A 2,502-nucleotide genomic window follows, 5' to 3' on the forward strand; every position below is an offset into this window, starting at 1 on the left:
CACCGAGTGACTGGCCCGGCCAGGGCAGACCAGGTGATGGACGAACTACTGCTGCGAGCGCTGACTCCCGCAGTGATCGGCGTGCTCGTGCATCGCGGAGTCGACTTCTCGACGGCCGAAGACGCCATGCAGGAAGCTCTTCTCCAAGCCACGCTGAACTGGCCGGACCAGCGGCCCACCGACCCGAAGGGCTGGCTCGTCACGGTGGCCTGGCGGAAGTTCCTCGACGCCCACCGCTCCGAGGCCTCGCGTCGCGAGCGGGAGCAGCTGGTCTCGGTCGAGCCGCCACCCGGACCGACCGAGACCGCAGACGACACGTTGCAGCTCTTGTTCCTGTGCGCCCATCCTTCGCTGGCTCCGGCGTCCGCGGTGGCCCTGACACTTCGCGCTGTCGGTGGCTTGACCACCCGGCAGATCGCACAGGCCTATCTGGTGCCGGAGGCGACGATGGCGCAGCGGATCAGCCGGGCCAAACGGACGATCCGTGACGTGCCATTCACCGAGCCGGGCGACCTCGCGACCGTGCTGCGGGTGCTCTACCTGGTCTTCAACGAGGGCTACACCGGCGACGTGGACCTGGCGGCCGAGGCGATCCGGCTCACTCGGCAGGTCGCGGCGATGACCGACGAGGAGGAAACCGCGGGGCTGCTGGCATTGATGCTGCTGCACCACGCTCGGCGACCGGCGCGGACTCGGCGCGACGGCAGCCTGGTCCCCCTCGCCGAACAGGACCGCTCCCGTTGGAACACCTCGCTGATCGCCGAGGGCGTCGCGGTCCTGCAGTCGGCGTTGAGTCACGACCGACTCGGCGAGTTCCAGGCTCAGGCGGCCATCGCCGCCCTGCACGCGGACGCGCCGCACGCCGAGGAGACGGACTGGGTGCAGATCGTCGGCTGGTACGACGAGCTGTTCCGGCTGACCGAGAGTCCGGTCGTGCAGCTCAACCGGGCCGTCGCGATCGGCGAGGCGGACGGCGCGAAAGCCGGCCTCGCAGCCTTGTCCGCGGTGGACGCGGCACTGCCCCGCCACACCGCCGCCTCGGCGTACCTCCACGAGAAGGCGGGCGACCTGTCGACCGCGGCCCGGTTGTACGCAGAGGCCGCCCGGTCCGCGCCGAACCTCGCCGAGCGCCACCACCTCACCCGGCAGGCCGCGCGGATCAGCGAAGCGTGCCGTGGATGAAGACGGCCCCAAGGTTTCAGAGGCGTTCGATGATCGTGACGTTGGCGGTGCCGCCGCCTTCGCACATCGTCTGCAGGCCGTAGCGACCTCCGGTGCGCTCCAACGTGTTCAGCATGGTGCTGAACAACTTCGCGCCGGTCGCGCCGAGCGGGTGTCCAAGTGCGATGGCGCCGCCGCTCGGGTTGACCTTAGCCGGATCGGCCCCGGTCTCCTTGAGCCAGGCCAGCACGACGGGCGCGAAGGCCTCGTTGATCTCGACGGTGTCGATGTCCTCGATCTTCAGACCCGTCTTCTCGAGCGCGTAGTGCGTGGCGGGAATCGGACCCGTCAGCATGTACACCGGATCTGCACCGCGGGCACTGACGTGGTGGATGCGGGCCCGCGGTTTCAGGCCGTGGTCCTTGACGGCCTGCTCGGAGGCCAACAACACCGCGCTGGCGCCGTCGGAGATCTGACTGGCCATCGCCGCCGTCAGCCGACCGCCTTCGACGAGCGTCTTGAGTCCGGCCATCTTCTCGAGCGAGGTCTCACGCGGCCCCTCGTCGGTGACGAAGCCAGGTCCATCGATCTGGACGGGAATGATCTCGTTCTCGAAGTACCCCGACCGGATCGCCTCCTGCGCACGCTGATGGCTGGTCAGCGCGAACTGCTCCATCTCCGCCCGCGAGATGTTCCACTTCTCCGCGATCATCTCCGAGCCACGGAACTGCGAGATCTCCTGATCGCCGTAGCGGTGCAGCCAGCTCTTCGACTCGTTGGTCGGCGAGGTGAAACCGAACTGCTCACCGACGATCATGGCTGAGCTGATCGGGATCTGGCTCATGTTCTGCATGCCGCCCGCCACGATGACGTCGGCGGTGCCGGACATGATCGCTTGCGCACCAAAGGAAATGGCCTGCTGACTCGATCCGCACTGCCGGTCGACGGTGACGCCGGGCACCTCCTCGGGGAATCCGGCGGCCAGCCATGACAGCCGAGCGATGTTGCCCGCCTGTCCACCGATGGCGTCGACGCAACCGGCGATCACGTCGGTGACGGCGCCGGGGTCGAGGTCGGTGCGCTCGAACAGACCGCGCCAGGCGGCGGCGCCGAGGTCGACGGGGTGAACGCCGGCCAGCGATCCGTTGCGCTTGCCGACCGCGGTTCGCACAGCGTCGATGACGTACGCCTCGGCCATGTCTAGTCTCCTTCTGTCGTGATGCCGCCAAGAACGATGGCGAGGTACTGCCTGCCGACCTGTTCGGCCGTGAGCGGCCCGCCTGGCTGATACCAGCGGACCGAAACCCACGTGGTGTCGCGGATGAAGCGGTAGACGAGGTC

Annotated in this window: 3 protein-coding genes; 1 reads left to right on the forward strand and 2 read right to left on the reverse strand. The window is 68.3% G+C overall.

Features of this window, described 5'->3' with window-relative positions:
• The first annotated feature begins 36 nt into the window (after nucleotides 1–36).
• On the forward strand, nucleotides 37–1,182 hold the full coding sequence (locus QOI01_RS23635) for an RNA polymerase sigma factor (protein ID WP_526385274.1): 1,146 nt from the start codon (nucleotides 37–39) through the stop codon (nucleotides 1,180–1,182).
• 16 nt (nucleotides 1,183–1,198) lie between these two features.
• Here QOI01_RS23635 and fadA6 read toward each other — a convergent pair whose 3' ends face one another.
• The gene (gene fadA6 / locus QOI01_RS23640) at nucleotides 1,199–2,359 is read right to left on the reverse strand and encodes a steroid 3-ketoacyl-CoA thiolase FadA6 (RefSeq protein ID WP_526385272.1); all 1,161 of its coding nucleotides are present in this window, start codon (nucleotides 2,357–2,359) and stop codon (nucleotides 1,199–1,201) included.
• A gap of 2 nt (nucleotides 2,360–2,361) precedes the next feature.
• On the reverse strand, nucleotides 2,362–2,502 hold a 141-nt coding region (locus QOI01_RS23645), incomplete at its 5' end, for a TetR-type transcription factor C-terminal domain-containing protein (RefSeq protein ID WP_526385276.1).

The organism is Mycobacterium sp. (genome assembly GCF_032162605.1).
GTDB lineage: Bacteria > Actinomycetota > Actinomycetes > Mycobacteriales > Mycobacteriaceae > Mycobacterium.

Bases quoted from the DNA above. Each gene is read 5' to 3' on its own strand.
- QOI01_RS23635 (WP_526385274.1), top strand. From the start codon at position 37: ATGGACGAACTACTGCTGCGAGCGCTGACTCCCGCAGTGATCGGCGTG.
- fadA6 (WP_526385272.1), bottom strand. From the start codon at position 2,359: ATGGCCGAGGCGTACGTCATCGACGCTGTGCGAACCGCGGTCGGCAAG.